This is a genomic window from Siccirubricoccus soli, assembly GCF_024178315.1.
Lineage (GTDB): Bacteria > Pseudomonadota > Alphaproteobacteria > Acetobacterales > Acetobacteraceae > Siccirubricoccus > Siccirubricoccus soli.
On the sequence record NZ_JAMZIK010000070.1, the window covers coordinates 19215 to 36240 of the forward strand.

General features: G+C 71.4%; 19 protein-coding genes. 6 read left to right on the top strand and 13 right to left on the bottom strand.

Translation table 11 applies throughout. The annotated features are described in order from the left end of the window. Nucleotides 1-69 precede the first annotated feature (69 nt). Complete coding sequence (locus NJ376_RS11665) at nucleotides 70-1209, bottom strand: mandelate racemase/muconate lactonizing enzyme family protein (protein ID WP_252953438.1); 1140 nt, start codon at nucleotides 1207-1209, stop codon at nucleotides 70-72. 109 nt (nucleotides 1210-1318) lie between these two features. Here NJ376_RS11665 and NJ376_RS11670 point away from each other — a divergent pair, with 109 nt between their 5' ends. Continuing rightward, nucleotides 1319-1531 carry a hypothetical protein gene (locus NJ376_RS11670; RefSeq protein WP_252953439.1) on the top strand — a complete coding sequence of 71 codons (213 nt, stop codon included), beginning with the start codon at nucleotides 1319-1321 and terminating at the stop codon, nucleotides 1529-1531. After that, entirely contained in the window at nucleotides 1528-2952 is a 1425-nt protein-coding gene (locus tag NJ376_RS11675; protein WP_252953440.1) for an amidase, read from the top strand. The genes NJ376_RS11670 and NJ376_RS11675 overlap by 4 nt, the downstream gene beginning before the upstream one ends. Before the next feature lie 165 nt (nucleotides 2953-3117). Here NJ376_RS11675 and truA read toward each other — a convergent pair whose 3' ends face one another. From truA to def, 3 genes are all read right to left on the bottom strand, one after another. Next, the gene (truA, locus tag NJ376_RS11680; RefSeq protein WP_252953441.1) at nucleotides 3118-3882 is read right to left on the bottom strand and encodes a tRNA pseudouridine(38-40) synthase TruA; all 765 of its coding nucleotides are present in this window, start codon (nucleotides 3880-3882) and stop codon (nucleotides 3118-3120) included. Next, nucleotides 3882-4787 carry a methionyl-tRNA formyltransferase gene (fmt, locus tag NJ376_RS11685; protein ID WP_252953442.1) on the bottom strand — a complete coding sequence of 302 codons (906 nt, stop codon included), beginning with the start codon at nucleotides 4785-4787 and terminating at the stop codon, nucleotides 3882-3884. Before fmt ends, truA begins: the two co-directional genes overlap by 1 nt. A 76-nt stretch (nucleotides 4788-4863) precedes the next feature. Beyond that, complete coding sequence (gene def / locus NJ376_RS11690; protein ID WP_252953517.1) at nucleotides 4864-5400, bottom strand: peptide deformylase; 537 nt, start codon at nucleotides 5398-5400, stop codon at nucleotides 4864-4866. 126 nt (nucleotides 5401-5526) lie between these two features. Here def and NJ376_RS11695 point away from each other — a divergent pair, with 126 nt between their 5' ends. Beyond that, nucleotides 5527-6015: an Hsp20 family protein gene (locus NJ376_RS11695; protein ID WP_252953443.1), complete on the top strand. Its 489-nt coding sequence runs from the start codon at nucleotides 5527-5529 to the stop codon at nucleotides 6013-6015. A 55-nt stretch (nucleotides 6016-6070) separates the two neighbouring features. Continuing rightward, a complete protein-coding gene (locus NJ376_RS11700; RefSeq protein ID WP_252953444.1) occupies nucleotides 6071-6325 on the top strand; it encodes a DUF1150 family protein in 255 nt (84 codons plus the stop codon). A 79-nt stretch (nucleotides 6326-6404) separates the two neighbouring features. On the opposite strand, the gene NJ376_RS11705 is transcribed toward NJ376_RS11700, so the two are convergent. From NJ376_RS11705 to NJ376_RS11720, 4 genes are all read right to left on the bottom strand, one after another. Continuing rightward, complete coding sequence (locus tag NJ376_RS11705) at nucleotides 6405-6851, bottom strand: DUF1499 domain-containing protein (protein ID WP_252953445.1); 447 nt, start codon at nucleotides 6849-6851, stop codon at nucleotides 6405-6407. Further along, nucleotides 6848-7117 (bottom strand): DUF3253 domain-containing protein, encoded by a 270-nt coding sequence (locus tag NJ376_RS11710; RefSeq protein ID WP_252953446.1) that lies wholly within the window; start codon nucleotides 7115-7117, stop codon nucleotides 6848-6850. Before NJ376_RS11710 ends, NJ376_RS11705 begins: the two co-directional genes overlap by 4 nt. A 60-nt stretch (nucleotides 7118-7177) precedes the next feature. Further along, nucleotides 7178-8071, bottom strand: coding sequence for a putative bifunctional diguanylate cyclase/phosphodiesterase (locus tag NJ376_RS11715; protein WP_252953447.1), 894 nt, complete (start codon nucleotides 8069-8071; stop codon nucleotides 7178-7180). 162 nt (nucleotides 8072-8233) lie between these two features. Further along, the gene (locus NJ376_RS11720) at nucleotides 8234-8974 is read right to left on the bottom strand and encodes a DUF1194 domain-containing protein (protein WP_252953448.1); all 741 of its coding nucleotides are present in this window, start codon (nucleotides 8972-8974) and stop codon (nucleotides 8234-8236) included. A gap of 238 nt (nucleotides 8975-9212) precedes the next feature. Between NJ376_RS11720 and NJ376_RS11725 the strand changes: the two genes are divergently transcribed. Further along, nucleotides 9213-11171 carry an oxidoreductase gene (locus tag NJ376_RS11725; protein WP_252953449.1) on the top strand — a complete coding sequence of 653 codons (1959 nt, stop codon included), beginning with the start codon at nucleotides 9213-9215 and terminating at the stop codon, nucleotides 11169-11171. A gap of 154 nt (nucleotides 11172-11325) precedes the next feature. Here the strand turns inward: NJ376_RS11725 and NJ376_RS11730 are convergent, their stop codons facing one another. Genes NJ376_RS11730 through NJ376_RS11740 form a run of 3 tightly spaced genes read right to left on the bottom strand, consistent with a single transcriptional unit; the run spans nucleotide 11326 to nucleotide 13447 of the window. Further along, complete coding sequence (locus tag NJ376_RS11730) at nucleotides 11326-11712, bottom strand: lipocalin-like domain-containing protein (RefSeq protein ID WP_252953450.1); 387 nt, start codon at nucleotides 11710-11712, stop codon at nucleotides 11326-11328. A 14-nt stretch (nucleotides 11713-11726) separates the two neighbouring features. Further along, nucleotides 11727-12101, bottom strand: a complete 375-nt coding sequence (locus NJ376_RS11735; protein WP_252953451.1) for a fluoride efflux transporter FluC — start codon at nucleotides 12099-12101, stop codon at nucleotides 11727-11729. Continuing rightward, nucleotides 12098-13447 carry a replication-associated recombination protein A gene (locus NJ376_RS11740; RefSeq protein ID WP_252953452.1) on the bottom strand — a complete coding sequence of 450 codons (1350 nt, stop codon included), beginning with the start codon at nucleotides 13445-13447 and terminating at the stop codon, nucleotides 12098-12100. Before NJ376_RS11740 ends, NJ376_RS11735 begins: the two co-directional genes overlap by 4 nt. Before the next feature lie 153 nt (nucleotides 13448-13600). Here NJ376_RS11740 and NJ376_RS11745 point away from each other — a divergent pair, with 153 nt between their 5' ends. Further along, nucleotides 13601-14707, top strand: a complete 1107-nt coding sequence (locus NJ376_RS11745) for a DSD1 family PLP-dependent enzyme (RefSeq protein ID WP_252953453.1) — start codon at nucleotides 13601-13603, stop codon at nucleotides 14705-14707. A gap of 66 nt (nucleotides 14708-14773) precedes the next feature. Here NJ376_RS11745 and NJ376_RS11750 read toward each other — a convergent pair whose 3' ends face one another. Next, nucleotides 14774-15976, bottom strand: coding sequence for a CaiB/BaiF CoA transferase family protein (locus tag NJ376_RS11750; RefSeq protein ID WP_252953454.1), 1203 nt, complete (start codon nucleotides 15974-15976; stop codon nucleotides 14774-14776). A 3-nt stretch (nucleotides 15977-15979) separates the two neighbouring features. Beyond that, nucleotides 15980-16927, bottom strand: a complete 948-nt coding sequence (locus NJ376_RS11755; protein WP_252953455.1) for a glycine/sarcosine/betaine reductase selenoprotein B family protein — start codon at nucleotides 16925-16927, stop codon at nucleotides 15980-15982. Between the last annotated feature and the right edge of the window lie 99 nt (nucleotides 16928-17026).

Below are 17026 nucleotides of genomic sequence, written 5' to 3' on the forward strand. Positions count from 1 at the left end.
TGGGTTCAAAGGGCCTTTCGGCCCTTTGCGGGGAGAGTGTGAGAGGGGCAGAGCCCCTCTCACGAAGGGTCAGGCCGTCTTGAACCGGGCCAGGACCTCGCGGTCGATCTCGATCCCCAGCCCCGGGCCTTGCGGCACCTGCACGATGCCCTGGTGCTGGGTGATCGGCACCGTGGCCAGAAGGTCGCGCAGCGGGTTTGGCGTCTGCTCGAATTCCAGCATGGGCGGCATGGGGCGGAAGGCTGGCGGCTGGTCCGGCAGCGCCGCGAGGAACTGCACCGTTGCCGCCAGGCCGATGGCGCTGCCCCAGGCATGCGGCACGCATTCCACCCCGAAGGCGGAGGCCAGGGTGGCGATCTTCTTCATCTCGGAGAGGCCGCCGGCGGCGCAGACATCCGGCTGAACGATATCCATGGCCTTCTGCGCGATGATGTCGCGGAAGCCCCAGCGGGTGAAGTCGTTCTCGCCGCCCGCCACCGCCATGTCGAGCGTCCGTGTCACCTCGGCATAGCCCGCATGGTCCTCGGGCGAGATGGGCTCCTCGAACCACAGCAGGTCCAGCTTCTCCAGCATCCGCCCCAGGCGGATGGCCTGCGGCACGCTGAAGCAGTGGTTGGCATCCACCGCCAGCGCCACATCGGGCCCGATCGCCTCCCGCACTGCCGCCACGCGGCGGTAGTCGAGCTTCGGGTCGCCCAGGCCGATCTTCATTTTGATGGCACGAAAGCCCTGGTCCTTGTACTCCAGCGCTTCCTCCACCGCCTCCTCCACCAGCCGGTCCATGTCGATGAAGTAGAGGCCGGTGGCATAGGCCTGGACGGAGCTGCGATAGGCGCCGCCGAGCAGCTTGTGGATCGGCTTCCCCGCCGCGCGCCCCATGATGTCCCAGAGCGCGATGTCGATGCCGGAGAGGGCGGTGATGGCAAAGCCCTGGGCGCCGTAATCCTTGACGCGGTTGTAGAGATCCTCCCACACCACCTCCACGTCGAAGGGGTCGCGGCCGATCACGCGGGGAGCGTATTGCGTCTCGATCAGCGTCTTGTTCACCGCCGCGGGGCCGTAGCACTCGCCCCAGCCGGTGATGCCCTCATCGGTGGTCATCTCGACGATGCAGGAGGAGCGGGTGGCATAGACCCAGCCGCGGGCCGAGACGAAGGGCTTATCCACCTTCGCCTGCAGGACGTGGCAGGTGACCCCGGTGACCTTCATGGGCCGATTTCCCCCTTCGTTGCGGGACAGGCTGCCACGCGGGCACGCCGCTTGCTACCCCCGGCGTAGGGGCGCCAGGATCGGGCGCCATTGCCGAAAGGGGGAGCAGATGCCGGTCGAACCGGAGTTTGTCGTGCCGATGATGGAGGCGATCCGCCGCTGGAGCGGCGTTTCGGTGCCGAACGCCGCGGCCCGGCACGGGTTGGCGGATTTCGCCGGGCTGATGGAGGAGCTGGCGGCGCTGCGCGGCACCATGGTGTTCGAGGATGAGCCAAGCAGCTTCGAGGCGGCGCTGCGCGAATGCAGGGAGCCCGGCCAATGAACGCCCCAGTCAGTTCCGACCTCGCCGAACTGTCCATGACCGAGGCGGCGGATGCCTTCGCCGCCGGCGACATCAAGGCCGAGGCGATGGTCCGCGCCTGCCTCGCGCGCATCGATGCGCATGACGCCAAGGTCAACAGCGTCATCCGCCTGGACCGGGAGGCAGCGCTGGCAGCCGCCGCGGCGCAGGACAAGGCGCGCGCTGGCGGCACCGCCCTCGGCCCGCTGGCCGGCGCGCCGATGATGCACAAGGACATGTACTACCGCGCCGGCAAGGTCAGCACCTGCGGCTCCAGGATCCGGAAGGATTTCGTGCCGCAGGTGACGGCGACGGTGCTGGAGCGGCTGGACGCGGCGGGCGCCATCGACATGGGCACGCTGAACATGGCGGAGTTCGCCCAGAACCCCACCGGCCACAACGCGCATTTCGGCCATTGCCACAACCCGTGGGACCTTGCCTACTGCACGGGCGGCTCCTCCTCGGGCTCCGGCGCCGGCGTCGCCGCGCGATTCTTCACCGCGGCGCTGGGCAGCGATACCGGCGGCTCCATCCGCCTGCCGGCCACCATCTGCGGCGTGACGGGGCTGAAGGCGACGCAGACGCGGGTCTCGCGGCACGGCGTCATGCCGCTCTCCTTCTCCTGCGACAATGTCGGGCCGCTGGTGCGCACGGCGCGCGACGCGGCGCGCTTCCTGAAGGTGACGGCGGGCCAGGACCCGAAGGACCCGACCAGCGCGCCGGAAGACGTGCCGGATTACGAGGCGGCGCTGACTGGGGACATCAAGGGGCTGAGGATCGCGGTCTGCGAGAGCTACTTCTTCGATGGCGCCGATGCCCCGGTGGTCGCGGCCTTCGAGGACGCATTGAAGGTGCTGGCCGATCGCGGCGCCAGCATCACGCGGGTGAAGGCGCCGAGCATGCAGGCGGTCGCCGCCTATGTCTCGCTGGTCAGCCGCACGGAAAGCCCGGCCATCCATGCCAATTGGATGCGGGAATACCCGGGCGACTACGCCATCCATCTCAGCAGCCGGATCTATGGCGGCTTCGCCATTCCGGGGCATCTCTACATCGAGGCGCTGTCGCGGCGCGGACCGCTGCTGAAGCAGTTCGTGGCGGAGGCGCTGACCGGCTTCGATATCGTCGCGACGCCGACGCTGCGGACCCGGGTGCCGACGCTGGCGGAGACGGATATCGACGCCGATCCGGCGAATTGGTCACGCTTCATGGCGGTCTCGGCCAATACGCGGCCCTTCAACTACCTCGGCCTGCCGACCCTGAGCGTGCCCTGCGGCTTCGACGACCGGGGCCTGCCGGTGGGGTTGCAACTGGCGGCGCGGCCCTTCGCGGAGGCCACCGTGCTGCGGGCGGGGGATGCGTTCCAGCGGGTGACGGACTGGCACAGGAAGTCGCCGGTGCTGTGACTGGCCGAGGGAGGCTCGGCCTCCCTCGGGCTCCCTCCGCCAAAGGCCGAACGGCCTTTGGAAACCGGGAGTTTGGGCCTCGCGGATTCAACCTGCCGACTCAAGGGTTCCAAGGGCCTTTCGGCCCTGGGCGGGTGGGGGTTCGGGGGAGGGCAGCGCCCTCCCTCAATCACACCACGCCAATTCCGGCTCATATCTCACGAACGCAAACACCAGCGCCTCCGCCGGCGCCGTCTGCCCTGCCTTGGTCCGGTCCCGCCCGTCCAGCACCTGCCGCGGCCAGGCTTCGCCCCGCCGGCCCATCCCCACCTCGAACAGCGTGCCTGCCAGGTTGCGGATCTGGTGGTGCAGGAAGCTGCGCGCCTCGGCGGTGATCACCACCTCGTTCCCGTGGCGCGCCACGTCCAGCCGGTCCAGGGTGCGGATGGCGGACTTCGCCTGGCAGGCGGCCGCGCGGAAGGCGGAGAAATCATGCTTGCCCAGCAGCCTCTGCGCCGCCGCATGCATCGCCGCCACGTCGAGAGGGTGCTGAACGTGCCAGACGCGGCCTTCCTCCAGCGCCGGCCGGGCGCGGCGGTTGAGGATGCGGTAGCGATAGCCGCGCCGCACCGCGGAGAAGCGGGCATTCCACCCCTCCGGCGCCAGCGCCGCCCGCAGCACGGAAACGGGATGCGGCCGGCTGTGGAAATTCAGCGCCTCCCGCAGCCGGTCGGGCGGGATCTCGCGCGCGATCTCGATCTGCGCCACCTGGCCCTCGGCATGCACCCCGGCATCGGTGCGGCCGGCGGCCACCGCCAGGGGCGGCACGCCGCCATTCAGCTTCGCCGCCGCCTCCTCCAGCACCTGCTGGACGGAGAGGCCGTTCTCCTGCCGCTGCCAGCCGACGAAAGGCCCGCCGTCATACTCCAGCGTCAGCGCGTAGAGCGGCATCAGCCCAGCACGCTGCCCGGCGGCAGCGGGAAGCCGCGCAGGAAGTCCCCCACCGCCAGCGGCCCGCGCCCCGGCCGCTGCAGCCGCTTCAGCCGCAGCGCGCCCGTGCCGCAGGCCACCAGCCCGGCCGCATCCAGCATGGTGCCGGGCGGGCCGGCGCCCTCGGCGGGCTCGGCCTCCAGCAGGCGGATGGCCTCGCCCTGGTGCTGGAAGAAGGTGCCGGGCCAGGGATTCAGCGCCCGCACCCGGGCATCCAGCGCCGGGGCGGGCAGGGACCAGTCCAGCTTCCCATCCGCCTTGCTCAGCTTCGGCGCATAGGTCACGCCGTCCTCAGGCTGCGGCACCTGGGGCGGCTGCTCCGCCAGGGCCCGCAGGATCAGGCGCGCGCCGATTTCGGCCAGCGCGTCATGCAGCGCCGGCGTCGTCATCCGCGGGCCGAGCGGCACCGCCTCCCGCAGCAGCATCGGGCCGGTATCCAGCCCTTCCTCCATGCGCATGATGGTGACGCCGCTCTCGGCATCCCCCGCCAGGATCGCCGCCTGGATCGGCGCCGCCCCGCGCCAGCGCGGCAGCAGCGAGGCGTGGATGTTCAGGCAGCCGATCCTCGGCGCCTCCAGCATTGCCGGCGGCAGGATGAGGCCATAGGCGGCGACCACCGCCACCTCCAGCCCCAGCGCCGCGAAGGCGGCGTGCTCCGCCGCATCCCGCTTCAGCCGGGCCGGCGTCCTGACCTCCAGCCCCAGCGCCAGCGCGGCGCGATGGACCGGGCAGGGCTGCTCCTTCTGCCCCCGTCCCGCCGGGCGGGGGGGTTGGCAATAGACGGCGGCGATCTCATGCCCCGCCGCATGCAGGGCGCGCAGCGCCGGCACGGCGAAATCCGGGCTGCCCATGAAGGCGAGCCTCACGGCGCGCGCCCCTTGCAGACGGAGCGCCTGCCGCGCCGCCGCCGGGACCCAGGGGAGGGAGGGGCGCCGCGCGCCATCACTCCCGCGCCTTGGCCTTGAGGTCCTTGGCCAGCTTGCGCAGCAGCATGTTCCGCTTCAGCGGGCTGATATGGTCCACGAACAGCACGCCGTTCAGATGGTCGATCTCGTGCTGCAGGCAGGTGGCCAGCAGCCCGTCCGCCTCGATCTCCCGCCGCGTCCCGTCCAGCTCCTGCCAGCGCACCTTCACCCGGGCCGGGCGCGTCACCTCGGCATACTGGCCGGGCAGGGAGAGGCAGCCTTCCTCCCGCGCCGCCAGCTCCTCGGAAGCGGCGACGACCTCCGGATTCACCAGCACCATCGGCGCCGGCTTGTCCTCCTTCTGCAGGTCGATGACGACCAGCCGCAGCCCCGCCCCCACCTGCGGCGCGGCCAGGCCGATGCCGGGGGCCTTGTACATGGCGTCCAACATCCGCGGCGCCAGCGCCCGCACCTGGTCGGCATCGCCAGCGGCCACCGGGCGGGCCTTGGCGCGCAGCCGGGGGTCGGGAACCAGCAGGATGGGCAGGGTGTCGGTGGCGGCGGCGTCGGGCATGGCGGGGACATAGACCCCGCGCTCCACCCCTTGCAACCGATGCCCAGGCCGACAACATTCCCAGCCGTGAGGGGGTGCTTCGGGTCCCCTCGCAACGCTTCGCTCTGGATGAGGAGGCCTCTCCGCATGTCGCGTCCATCGGTTTTCGGCTCGCCGCTCTTCCTCGGCTTCGATCATCTGGAACAGATGCTCGACCGGGTGGCGAAGAGTGCCGATGGCTACCCGCCCTACAATATCGAGCAGATCGCCGAGAGCCGGCTGCGCATCACCCTGGCCGTGGCGGGCTTCGCCATGGAGGACCTGCAGATCACGCAGGAGGATAACCAGCTGGTGATCCGCGGGCGGCAGCGGGACGATTCGGAGGGTCGCGTGTTCCTGCATCGCGGCATCGCCGCTCGCCAGTTCCAGCGCGCCTTCGTGCTCGCGGAAGGGATCGAGGTGGAGGGCGCCTGGCTCGACAACGGGCTGCTGCATGTGGATCTGCGCCGGCCGCAGCCCGAGGTCAGGGTGCGGACCATCCAGATCAATGGCGGGGCCGGGCAGCCGGCCGCGCCGGCGACCAAGGTCAACGGGGTGGCGAAGCCCGTTGTCGAAGGGCGCGCCAACCGGGGCTGAGCCCCGCGGGCGCCAAAGCGGGGGCCATCCTGGACCCGCGAACAGGAGAGAGAAGATGAACCGCAACAACAGCACGGATGGCACCAGCGCCCCGGCGGGCGCGGCGGTCTCCCTCAAGCAGCTTTCCCTGGCCGATTGGGCGCGCTTCGGCACGGGTGAGATCGCCTATCTGCGCCCGGTCGTGGTCAATGGCGTGCACGCCGTGGCGATCCATGGCGCGGATGGCCAGCCGATCGGCGCGGCTCCGAATGCCGAGCTCGCCGTCGCGGCCATCCTGCAGCATGAGATGGCGCCGGCGTTCCTGCATTAGCGTTCCGCGAGGGCCCGGGCACCGCAGGGCGCCCGGGCCCGAGGCGGCAGGTGGTGGAGGCACGGCAACCACCCCGGGTTCAACCGCGGCGCAGCTCGGCGTCCAGCGCGGCCAGCCAGGCTTCCACCCGCCGCCGGTTCACCCCGAAATCCGCGTGGCCGAACAGGCTGCGGGAGTAGAGGAACAGCCCGGTCCCGGCGGGGCCGGAGGTCAGCTCGGCCGCGATGATGTCCGGGAAGTTCAGCAGCGCCGTCCGCTGCACCCATTGCGCCTGGAAGCGTTCCGGCCATTCCGCCAGCTTCCAGGTCCGTGGGAAGCCGGCCGCCACCGCCTGCAGCTTTGGCCAGGCGGCCTCCACCGGAATGGGCAGCGGCCGGGTGAGGAGATGCGCCTGGGGATGCGCCCCGGGCGGCGCCGCCAGGCAGGTGTTCGGCGAGGCCGGCAGCTTCAGCCAGCCGAACTCCACCGGCGCCGGCGGCGGCAGCCCGGCCGTGCCGCGGCCGAACAGGGCGGCGAGGCCGCTCATGCCCCTGCCCGCCGGCGCAGGCGGATGACCCCGCGTACCGCCTCGGCCGGCACCGGCTTGCCCTTGCGCAGGATCTCGATCTCCCCCGCCGCCTGCAGCGCCAGCGCCGCCTGGCGCACGGGCGTCAACAGGGATCGCCACGTGGCTTCCTCTCCGCCCGCCAGGGCACGCGCCACCTCGTTCGGGGAGATGGAGCCGCCCGGCCCGCTGGCGCTGGTCTGGGCGAGGATCTCGGCCGCGATGGCGTCCGGGCTGGGCTGGGTCATGGGCGCAGCATAGGGCAAGCTCCGCCTGCGCCGAAGCCGTCGGCCCGCGCGCTGGGCGGCTCAGCGGCTCGGCAGGGCGGTCGCCAGGCTGGGGGCGCCGGCGGCGCCTGCCATCGGGCGCGGGGCAGCGCTCGGCAGGGCCGCGCGGTGCCAGTAGTCGCGCAGCGCCGCCGCCGGCATGGGGTAGGCGAAGAGCCAGCCCTGGGCCTCCTCGCAGCCGATCTCGGTGAGGAAATCCCGCTGCTCCGGCTGCTCCACCCCCTCCGCCACCAGCTTCACCCGGAGCGCGCTGGCGATCTGCCGGACGGCGCGGAGGATGGCGGCATTCCCGGCGTCCCGTGGCAGGTCGCCGAGGAAGAGGCGGTCCAGCTTCACCGAGGAGAAGGGCAGGCGCCGCAGCCGGGCCAGGGAGGCATGGCCGGTGCCGAAATCATCCAGCGCCAGGCCGACGCCGCGCTGCCGCAGCCGGGCGAGGGTGCCGCGGACCTCCTCGCTCTCCGCCAGGGCGAGAGATTCCGTCAGCTCCAGCTCCAGCCGCTCCGGCGGCAGGCCGCTTTCGGCCAGGGCCTGGTCGAGCTGCGCCTCGAGCACCCCGGCCTCGACTTGGCGGGCCGAGACATTGACCGAGAGGATGCCGCCCCCGGGCCAGGAAGCGGCCTCCTTCGTCGCCTCCCGCAGCACCCAGCCGCCCAGCGGCAGGATGAGGCCGGAGGCTTCCGCCAGCGGGATGAAGCGGGCAGGCGAGACCTCGCCATAGAAGGGGTTGGTCCAGCGCAGCAGGGCTTCCGCCCCGCGCGGGCTGCCATCCGGCAGGGCGACCCGGGGCTGGTAATGCAGGGAGAGCTCGTTCAGCTGGGCGGCGGCGCGCAATTCGCTCAGCAGGCTGCGGCGCAGGCCGCGCGCGAAATGTCCGGCCGCCGCATCCAGCGCGCGGCCCATGCTGTTGAGCGGCATCCTGCCCGTCTCCTGACCTGCGCGTAGCAGAGCGGATAGGCATGAAGAAAGAACAAAGAAAGACCGGGCTTTCCGCATTTCCGCCGGCGGCAGCGCGCCCCGGCCGAGGCCGGGGCTGCGCATGCGGCTGGCGGGATAGCCGGGCGGCGCCCAGCCAGGATCTCAGGCGAAGCGCTCGATCTGCGGCCCGGGCGCCGGCACCGCGGCGATCTCGCGGATGATCTTGCGGCGCACCGCGGCGTCGAAGGCCTCGAACCCTTCGGCCACCACCAGGAAGGCGCCGGGGCCGCCGATCACCTCGTTGCGGTAGTAATCGTCCAGCGGCGGCAAGGCGGCGGCGAGCGAGAGCGGTGTCGGCGTCCTGTCCAGCACGGCGAGGCCGTTCAGCACGATGCCCTGCTCCAGCGCCTCGGCCCGCGCCTCGGCCAGCGGCCGGCCGGAATTGTTCACCCCGTCGCCAGAGATGTCCACGACCTTCCGCGTGCCCTCGAAGCCCTGACCGAATTGCTTGGCCGCATGGTCGATGGCGCCGGAGATGGAAGTGTAGAGCCAAGTCCGCCGCGGCGCATTGGCGATGGCGTCGGCGAAGCGATTGGCCGCCTCCGGGCCGTTCAGATGCATCCAGGGCACCACGGTGTTCTGGATATGCCAGTCGGACCAGGTGAACATGGTGCAGGCGATGGAGCCGAGCGGGCCGCCCATGATGCCCTCGATCAGGCGCGGGTCGCGGAAGGCGGCCTCGTAACCGGAGAATTGCATCTCCTGCTCCTCGGGATCCACCGAGCGGCTGACATCCACCGCGAGGACCAATTCCACATCCACCGGCGTCGCGGCGCGGGCGGATGCGGTGCGGAGCAGGGCAGGCGCGGCCAAGGCGGCGCCCAGGAACAATCGACGATTCATGCGACCCTCTCTGTGGCCGGGCCGGGAGGCCAGGCGGGCTCAGGCAAGGGCCGTGGGCGGCTGCATCTCCCGTACTCGGAACTGACATAGTCCGGCTTATGCTGCACTGCAAGGTAGATGGTGCGTTGCAGCATATCGTGATCGCTCCGCGCCTTGCCTTTCCGGAAGGAAAGCGCGGTGGCTTGCCGCCTCGGCTGTTTCACGCCTTCAATGCCGGCTGGCCGGTGCGGAGCGACGCGTGGCGAAGCCCCTGGAGATGCTGTTTTTCCCGCTGCGGCTCCGGCATCTGGAGCTGCGCAACCGGATCCTCTCCACCGGACACCAGACCTTCCTGGCGGAGAAGGGCGCGCCTGGGGAGGCGCTGATCGCCTACCACGCCGCTCGGGCACGGGGCGGGGCCGGGCTCATCATCGTGGAATCCGCCCGCTTCCACCCCTCCGCCTTCACCGACTCACCGGAGCTGATCGTCTGCGACGATGGCTGCATCCCGGGCTACCGGGCGCTGGCCGCGGCGGTGCAGGGGGAGGGGGCGAGGATCTTCGGCCAGCTCTCCCATGCCGGTCGCGTCAGCAAGCGGCTGCGGGGCGGGCTGCGGGAGGTGGCCTATGCCGCCTCCGCCGTGCCGGATCACCGCTTCCAGACCATGCCGCGCGAGATGCCGACGGAGATGGTGGAGGAGCTGGTGGCGGCGGCCGCCGCCGGCGCAAGGCGCATGGCGGAGGCCGGGCTGGACGGGGTGGAGCTGCTGGCGAGCCATGGGCTGCTCTACGCGCAATTCCTCAACCCGCGGACCAACCTGCGCGCGGATCGCTATGGCGGCTCCCCGGAGGGCCGGCTGCGCTTCCTGGCGGAGAGCCTGGCGGCGGTGCGGCAGGCGGTGGGGGAACGGCTGGTGGGGCTGCGCATCTCCGTCGAGGAGCGGGAGCCGGACGGGCTGGAGGCGGCGGAGGCGATCGCCGCCTGCCGGGCCCTCGCCGCGCTCGGGGCGGTGGACTACGTGAATGTCACGCTCGGCTCCATGGCCGGGCAGGCGGGCTCCTTGCATGTGGTGCCGCCCATGGACATCCCGCCCGCCTATGTCGCGCCGTTGGCCGGGCGGCTGAAGGCGGAGACCGGGCTGCCGGTCTTCGTAGCCGGGCGGATCAACCAGCCGCAGACCGCCGAGCAGGTGCTGCGCGCCGGCCAGGCGGACATGGTCGGCATGACGCGGGCAATGATCTCCGACCCCGACATGCCACGGAAGGCGGCGGCCGGGCGGCTGGAGGACATCCGCGCCTGCATCGCCTGCAATCAGGCCTGCATCGGGCATTTCCATGCCGGCTATGCCCTGTCCTGCATCCAGAACCCGGTGAGCGGGCGGGAGGCGAAGCTCGGCGCCCCGCGCCCGGCCGTGGCGCCGCGCCGGGTGCTGGTGGCGGGCGGCGGCCCGGCCGGGATGAAGGCGGCGGTGACGGCAGCGGAGCGGGGGCACCGCGCCACCCTCTGCGAGGCCGGCCCTTTCCTGGGCGGCCAGGTGAGGCTGGCGCAGCTCCTGCCGGAGCGGGCGGAATTCGGCGGCCTCATCACCAATCTGCAGCGGGAACTGGCGCTGGCGGGCGTCGAGATCCGGCTGAACACCAGGGTGGACCGGGCGCTGGTGGCGGCGCTGGCGCCGGAGGCCGTGGTGGTCGCTACCGGCGCCGCCCCTTATGAGCCGGAGATCGAGGGGCGGGAGGAGGGGCATGTGCTCTCCGCCTGGGTGGTGCTGCAGGGCGGCGCCAATCCGGGGGCCAGCGTGCTGGTCGCCGATTGGCGGGCCGATTGGGTGGGGATGGGGCTGGCGGAGAAGCTGGGGCGGGAGGGGCACAAGGTGGTGCTCGCCGTCGATGCGCCGCATGCCGGCTTCAGTCTGCAGATCTATCTGCGCACCACCTGGCTGGCGCGGCTGCACCGGCTGGGGGTGGAGATCCTGCCCGATATGCGGCTGTTCGGCGTGGATGCGGGCGCCGCCTATCTGCAGCACACCGCGTCCGGCGAGGCGGTGATCCGCGAGGGCATCGAGACGGTGGTGCTGGCGACCGGCCATGCCGCGGAGACGGCGCTGGAGCGGGAGCTGGCCGGCCTCGGACTGGAGTTGCACCTGGCCGGCGACTGCCTGGCGCCGCGCAGCGCGGAGGAGGCGGTGTATGAGGGCTTCCTGGCCGGGCGGGCGGTGTAGCGGCGGCGCGGGGCCTTGCCGCCGGTGGGCGTTTCAGCCCCGAAGGTTCAACCCGCTGACTCACACCGGGGCCCGGGGAGGAGTATCCTCCCCGGCGGGGGTGCAGGGGGCAGCGCCCCCTGCTGGGGCTCGGGGGCAAAGCCCCCGATATGTCCTACCCCACCCTCTCCCACTGCAATTCCAGCCGGTGCAGCACGCCGTCCACCTCCCGCGCCGGCGGGCTCAACCAGATCCGCGTCCCATCCGCCCGCACCTGCCGCACCTGATCGGTCCCCATCCGGTCGGGCATGGAGGTGACATCCACCTTCGTCACCAGCACCGCGCCGTCGAAACGCCAGGGGCCGCCATAGGAGACCCAGAAGCGCGTCTTCCCTGGCGGCATCTCCGCACGGCCATCGCCCACCGCCGCATGCATGCGCTCCGGCGTGAATTGCACGATGCCCATGGGCGACGGCCCATATTGGTGGTCCGTGATCGGCGCGCCATCCGCCCCGGTCGCCCGCACCTGCACCAGCCGCCAGCAGCCGATGATGTCGATCATGCCGCGCTTCCCCCTTATCCCCGTCGCAGCAGGGTATAGCAGAGGGCGCAGGCGCCAAGGCCCAGCACCAGGCTGAGCCCGACATAGGCCGCCGCCAGGACGGGTGCGCGCTGCGCCAGCAGCTCGGTCTCCAGGCTGAAGGCGCTGAAGGTGGTGAAGCCGCCGAGGCAGCCGGTGATGAGGAAGAGCCGTGCCTCCTGCGGCAGGGGCAGGGCGCCCAGCGCGCCGATCAGCGCGCTGCCGATGACGTTCACCGCCAGCGTCCCCCAGGGGAAATGCGTGCCGAAGCGCAGCACCCCCTGCACCGAGACGACATAGCGCAGCACCGAGCCGATGGCCCCGCCCAGTGCCACCAGCGCCAGGGAGAGCGGCGCGAAGGCCAAGTTCACGCCTCGCGCGCCTTGCGGGCGCGGAGCCGCGCCCATTCCTCCAGCCGCTCCTTCACCGCCGCTTCCGCCCCGCGGCCGGCGGGGCGGTAGAAGCTCTGCCGCTGCATGCCATCCGGGAAGTAGTTCTGGCCGGAGAAGGCGCCCTCCTCGTCATGGTCATAGGCATAGCCCGCCCCGTAGCCGAGGCCCTTCATCAGCCTGGTCGGTGCGTTGAGGATGTGCTTCGGCGGCATCAGGCTGCCCGTCTCCTTCGCCGCCCGCTGCGCCGCGCCCCAGGCGGCATAGACGGCGTTCGACTTGGGCGCGGTGCCGAGATGCACGACAAGCTGCGCCAGGGCCAGCTCCCCCTCCGGCGAGCCGAGCCGCTCATAGGTCTCCCAGGCCGCGATGGCGAGCGGCAGGGCGCGCGGGTCCGCCATGCCGACATCCTCGGCGGCGAAGCGGGTGAGGCGGCGGGCGATGTAGCGCGGGTCCTCGCCGCCCTGGAGCATGCGGGCGAACCAGTAGAGCGCGGCATCCGGATCCGATCCACGCAGCGACTTATGCAGGGCGGAGATGAGGTTGTAGTGCTCCTCCCGGTCCTTGTCGTAGAGCGCGGCACGGCGGGAGAGGAGCTCGGCCAGCCCCTCCGGCGTCAGGGGTTGCGTCCCCTCCGGCAGGGCGAGGAGCTGTTCCGCGAGGTTCAGCAGGTAGCGCCCATCGCCATCCGCCATGGCGCGCAGCGTGGCGCGGGCGGCCTGATCCAGCGGCAGGGCGCGGCCGCCCTCTTCCTCGGCGCGGGTCAGCAGCTTCTCCAGCGCCGCATCATCCAGCCGGCGCAGCACCAGCACCTGGCAGCGGGAGAGCAAGGCGCCGTTCAGGGCGAAGGAGGGATTCTCCGTGGTGGCGCCGACCAGCGTCACCGTCCCGTCCTCCACCACCGGCAGGAAACCGTCCTGCTGGGCGCGGTTGAAGCGATGGATCTCATCCACGAAGAGCAGGGTGCCGCGGCCGGCGCGGCGGCGCAGCTTCGCCTCGTCGAAGGCGCGCTTGAGGTCGGCGACGCCGGAGAAGACGGCGGAGAGGGAGACGAAGTCGAGGCCGGCCCGCTCCGCCAGCAGGCGGGCGATGGTGGTCTTGCCGACGCCGGGCGGGCCCCAGAGGATCAGCGAAGCCAGGCTGCCACGGGCGAGCATGCCGGTGAGGGCGCCCTCGGGGCCCACCAGGTGATCCTGGCCCACCACCTCCTCCAGGGCACGGGGGCGCAGGCGGTCGGCGAGGGGGCGGGGGCCGGACACCGGCTCCTCCTGCGGTGGGGGAGGGGCGCCGAATAGATCCTCGGCGGGTGGGGTGGGACGACGGGCCATGCGGGCAATATAGGGCACCGAGAGGGGCTTTGCCCCCTTCGAGCTCCCTCCACCAAAGGCCGAAAGGCCTTTGGAAACCATGAGTCTGCGCCCGGGCGAGACGAGGACCCGTCCACGCCTTAGACTAACCGTCAAACCCAGCGGAGACTCCCGATGCTGCAACCACCCCCCGCCGAACCGGGCATGCGCGAGGAGGAGGTGGACACCCCCGCCCTGATCCTCGACCTGGATGCCTTCGAGGCCAATCTGGACGCCATGGCCGCGCTGCTGGCGCCGACCGGGGCGAAGCTGCGCGCGCATGCCAAGACGCACAAATCCGCGGTGATCGCGAAGCTGCAGATGGCGCGCGGCGCGGTCGGGCAATGCGTGCAGAAGGTGGCGGAGGCCGAGGCGCTGGCCTGGGGCGGCATCCCGGACATTCTCGTCTCCAACCAGGTGGTCGGCGCGCGCAAGCTGAACCGGCTGATGGCGCTGGCCCGCATCGCGAACGTGGCGGTCTGCGCCGATGACGCGGAGCAGGTGGCGGCTATCGCGGCGGCGGCCGAGGCGGCGGGCGTCCGCATCCCCGTCCTTGTCGAGATCGATTGCGGCGCCGCTCGCTGCGGCGTGGCGCCCGGCCCCGCCGCGGTGGCGCTGGCGGAGGCGATCGCTGGCAGCCATCATCTCCGCTTCGGCGGGCTGCAAAGCTACCAGGGCAGCGCCCAGCACAAGCGCGCGCCGGAGGAGCGCGAGGCCGCCATCGGCCATGCCGCCGAGGTGACGCGCCGCACGGTGGAGCAGCTTCGCCAGCGCGGGCTGGACTGCCCGATCGTCGGCGGCGGCGGCACCGGCACCTTCGCGCTGGAGGCGGCGAGCGGCGTCTATACCGAGATCCAGGCCGGCTCCTACACCTTCATGGATGCGGATTACGCCCGCAACCAGGTGCCGCCGCCTTTCCGCCATAGCCTCTTCGTGCTGGCCACGGTGATGAGCCGCGCCATCCCGGGTGTCGCGGTGGTGGATGCCGGGCACAAGGCGGTCTCGGTGGATAGCGGTCTGCCGCAGGTCTGGCAGCGCCCCAGCCTGCGCTATGTCGGCGCCTCCGACGAACACGGCAAGCTGCTGGTGGAGGATGGCGAAGCACCCGCGCTGGGCGAGAAGCTACGCCTGGTTCCCGGCCATTGCGACCCGACCGTGGACCGCTACGACTGGTATGTCGGCGTGCGCGGTGGCCGCGTGGAATGCCTCTGGCCCATCGCCGCCCGCGGTGGCATGGCCTAACTCAAGGGTTCAAAGGGCCTTTCGGCCCTTTGCGGGTGGGGGGTTGGGGGAGGGCAGAGCCCTCCCTCAAATCACGTTGTTGGCCCTGAGCGCAGCGATCTCCGCCGCCCCGAACCCCGCCTGCGCCAGCACCTCGTCGGTATGCGCCCCGAGCGCCGGCGCCGGCCGGTCGATCCGCGCATCGCCATGCGCCAGGATGAAGCCGTTGGTGGCGAAGCGCAGCCGGCCCCAAGCCGTCTCCACCTCCTGCAGCTTGCCGCGCGCCTTCACCTGGCGGTGCTCGATCACCTCGTCCACCCGGTAGATGCGGGCGCAGGGGGCGCCGGCCTGGTTCAGCCGCTCCTCCCAATTCTCCGCGCTGTCGGCGGCGAGCGCCCGTTCCAGCACCTCCCGCAGCGCCTCGGTGTTCTCCAGCCGCAGGAACCAGTCGGCGAAGCGCGGATCGGCCTCCAGCTCCGCCTTGATGCCGAGGGTCGTCACCAGCGCCTCGTATTGCCGGTCATTGTTCACCGCCAGCAGCAGGTGGCCCTCGCCGGCCTTGAACAGGTTGGCCGTGGCGCGGCGGCTGACCGCTTGGTTGCCGAATTGCCGCTGCTGGTGGCCGCCCACCGTCCAATCCGCCACTTGGCCGCCGAGGAAGGCGAGGGTGGAGTCCAGCATGGACACATCCACCTTCTGGCCGCGGCCGGTATGCGTCCGCTGGAACAGGGCGGAGGCGACGCCATAGGCCGCCGTCATGCCGGAGAGGATGTCGCAGATGGCGAAGCCGGCCCGCAGCGGGTCGCTGCCCGGATGCCCGGTCATCGCCATGATGCCGGACATGGCCTGGATGCGGCCGTCATAGCCGGCCTCGTTCCGGTCCGGCCCGGTATGGCCGAAGCCGGAGACGGAGGCATAGATCAACCGCGGATTGATGGCCGAAAGCGCCGCATAGCCGATGCCGAGGCGGTCCATGACGCCGGGGCGGAAATTCTCCATCACCACATCGGCCTCGGCGGCGAGGCGCTTCACGATCTCCACCGCCTCCGGCTTCTGCAGGTCGAGCGTCAGGCTGCGCTTGCCGTTGTTCACCGCCTGCCAGGAGGGCGCCATGCCGCGCGCCGCCCATTCGCGGGAAAGCGGGTTGCGCCGCGCATCCTCGCCTTCCCGCCGTTCCACCTTCACCACATCGGCACCGAGGATGCCGAGCTGGTAGCTGGCGAAAGGGCCCGCCAGCACCTGGGTGAAGTCGAGGATCCTGACGCCCTCGAAGGGCCGTGCCTCAGCCATGCCTCAGGCGGCCTTCTCGCGGATGGAGCGGGCGATCTCCTTCTGGCGGTTGAACTCGTCGCGGCGGCGCTGCAGCTCCGCCTCGCCGATCGCCTCCAGGTCGTAGTAGTCCTTCTTCCACAAGCCGTCGGCGTTCCAGCGCTGTGGGTTCTGCACCGTGGTGCGCGGGCCGATGGCGGATTCCAGCACCTTCAGCGCCAGCTCCAGCGTCGCGTCCTGGCTCGCCTGGTCATGCGGCTTGCCGGCGGAATTGCCCAGCGGGAAGTCGTTGAACAGGAAGCGCGGCACGCCGCAATGCTCGACGATGTCCTTGGCGCAGCCCATCACCACGGTGGGGATGCCGGCGGCTTCCAGGTAACGGGCCGCCAGGCTGCAGGTCTGGTGGCAGACCGGGCAATTGGGCACCAGCAGCACCGCATCCACCTGATCCTCCTGCACCCGCTTCAGCAGCTCGGGGCAGTCCTTGGTGACGGTGTGGCGGTGGCTGCGATTGGTCGGCGCGCCGTGGAAGCGGGGCGCGATCTCCTTGATCCGTCCGGCGGCGACGGCGCGGCGCAGCGCGTGCAGCGGGAACCAGCTGTTGCTGTCCGTCGCCGTCGTGTGCTTGCGGTCGTAGCCGATATGGCTGATGCGCAGATCGTGCTCCTGCGCCGTGTCGCCGGAATAGACCTCGTAGAATTTGGCGGCGGAGTTGTAGGGCGCACCGGGGCCCTGGTCGCCCTTGGCGGGGTCGTAGGGGGCGGCGGTGGTGATCAGGCCGATGCGCGCCTCGCGGAGCGCCTTCGTCATCGGGGCAAAGGGCACCTCGATGTAGTGGGCCCAGCGATAGGGGTCGTAGCCGATCGCCTTGTAGTACTCCCGGGTGCGCTGCATGTAGGGCACCGGGCTGTCATAGTCCGGGGCGAAGCCCATTGCCGCGTCGATCGTATCCGTCGCCATGGTTTCCTCCATCATCCATTCCCCACGACGCCGCCGCGTGGCGCCGCGGGGCCCCGGGATCGCTGCCTGATCAGCGCTTCGGCCCAGCCTAACGTGGCAAAGCCGCGCCAG

What these genes read in the sequence shown, in the direction of transcription:
- NJ376_RS11665 (WP_252953438.1), bottom strand. Translation starts at nt 1,209, where the DNA reads ATGAAGGTCACCGGGGTCACCTGCCACGTCCTGCAGGCGAAGGTGGAT.
- NJ376_RS11670 (WP_252953439.1), top strand. Translation starts at nt 1,319, where the DNA reads ATGCCGGTCGAACCGGAGTTTGTCGTGCCGATGATGGAGGCGATCCGC.
- NJ376_RS11675 (WP_252953440.1), top strand. Translation starts at nt 1,528, where the DNA reads ATGAACGCCCCAGTCAGTTCCGACCTCGCCGAACTGTCCATGACCGAG.
- truA (WP_252953441.1), bottom strand. Translation starts at nt 3,882, where the DNA reads ATGCCGCTCTACGCGCTGACGCTGGAGTATGACGGCGGGCCTTTCGTC.
- def (WP_252953517.1), bottom strand. Translation starts at nt 5,400, where the DNA reads ATGCCCGACGCCGCCGCCACCGACACCCTGCCCATCCTGCTGGTTCCC.
- NJ376_RS11695 (WP_252953443.1), top strand. Translation starts at nt 5,527, where the DNA reads ATGTCGCGTCCATCGGTTTTCGGCTCGCCGCTCTTCCTCGGCTTCGAT.
- NJ376_RS11700 (WP_252953444.1), top strand. Translation starts at nt 6,071, where the DNA reads ATGAACCGCAACAACAGCACGGATGGCACCAGCGCCCCGGCGGGCGCG.
- NJ376_RS11705 (WP_252953445.1), bottom strand. Translation starts at nt 6,851, where the DNA reads ATGAGCGGCCTCGCCGCCCTGTTCGGCCGCGGCACGGCCGGGCTGCCG.
- NJ376_RS11710 (WP_252953446.1), bottom strand. Translation starts at nt 7,117, where the DNA reads ATGACCCAGCCCAGCCCGGACGCCATCGCGGCCGAGATCCTCGCCCAG.
- NJ376_RS11715 (WP_252953447.1), bottom strand. Translation starts at nt 8,071, where the DNA reads ATGCCGCTCAACAGCATGGGCCGCGCGCTGGATGCGGCGGCCGGACAT.
- NJ376_RS11720 (WP_252953448.1), bottom strand. Translation starts at nt 8,974, where the DNA reads ATGAATCGTCGATTGTTCCTGGGCGCCGCCTTGGCCGCGCCTGCCCTG.
- NJ376_RS11730 (WP_252953450.1), bottom strand. Translation starts at nt 11,712, where the DNA reads ATGATCGACATCATCGGCTGCTGGCGGCTGGTGCAGGTGCGGGCGACC.
- NJ376_RS11740 (WP_252953452.1), bottom strand. Translation starts at nt 13,447, where the DNA reads ATGGCCCGTCGTCCCACCCCACCCGCCGAGGATCTATTCGGCGCCCCT.
- NJ376_RS11745 (WP_252953453.1), top strand. Translation starts at nt 13,601, where the DNA reads ATGCTGCAACCACCCCCCGCCGAACCGGGCATGCGCGAGGAGGAGGTG.
- NJ376_RS11750 (WP_252953454.1), bottom strand. Translation starts at nt 15,976, where the DNA reads ATGGCTGAGGCACGGCCCTTCGAGGGCGTCAGGATCCTCGACTTCACC.
- NJ376_RS11755 (WP_252953455.1), bottom strand. Translation starts at nt 16,927, where the DNA reads ATGGAGGAAACCATGGCGACGGATACGATCGACGCGGCAATGGGCTTC.